1 protein-coding gene is annotated in these 576 nt (G+C 45.7%); it reads left to right on the forward strand.

All coding sequences use genetic code 11. The features are described from left to right. A partial coding sequence (locus EAO38_RS08700) for a putative barnase/colicin E5 family endoribonuclease (RefSeq protein ID WP_456237306.1) occupies positions 1-576 on the forward strand: 576 nt, incomplete at both ends.

The following is a 576-nucleotide window of genomic DNA, read 5'->3' on the forward strand; positions in this document are numbered from 1 at the left end:
AGAGAATTTTAAAGAATTTGCCCTTAAGGGCAAAGAGGCGGTTAGCAAGCTTTTAAAAGAAAAACGCGGGCAAGTGAGCGGAGCGTTTTATAAAGAGGGATTGGGGTATATTGATCTGGTGTGGGGAGATTCTAAAAAAGGGTTAGCGCACATCCTAGAGAGAAGGACACAGCAACACGGGGAGCAACAGGCTTTAGAGTTTATCCACGACTTGCCTAGAATCGTGCAAGAAGCCAAGTTTTACAGAGAATTAGAAAACAAGATTGAACTTGTTACGCCTACAGATATGGTTGTTTTGGGCAAGAGGGAGAATAACAAGTTTGTTCTCACAAGTTTTAGAGACAGAAGAAGCAAGCAGAGATTTACAGAGTTGGAGAACCCACAGACCAGAGACGATGTGGGCTTTACGGGCAAGTCGGTGTCAGAGCAGCCAAAGGCTGATGATGTTCTCTTGCCCAACCAAGAGCATCCTACCACATCCCCCCTTAAACCCATCACAGAGCGCAGTATAGAGGAGCTCACAGAGAACACCACTTTGCAGGAGTATAAAGCCCTCATAGAGCAGGCTAAAGCAGA

Origin of the sequence: Helicobacter vulpis (assembly GCF_003660395.1) — a bacterium.
GTDB lineage: Bacteria > Campylobacterota > Campylobacteria > Campylobacterales > Helicobacteraceae > Helicobacter > Helicobacter vulpis.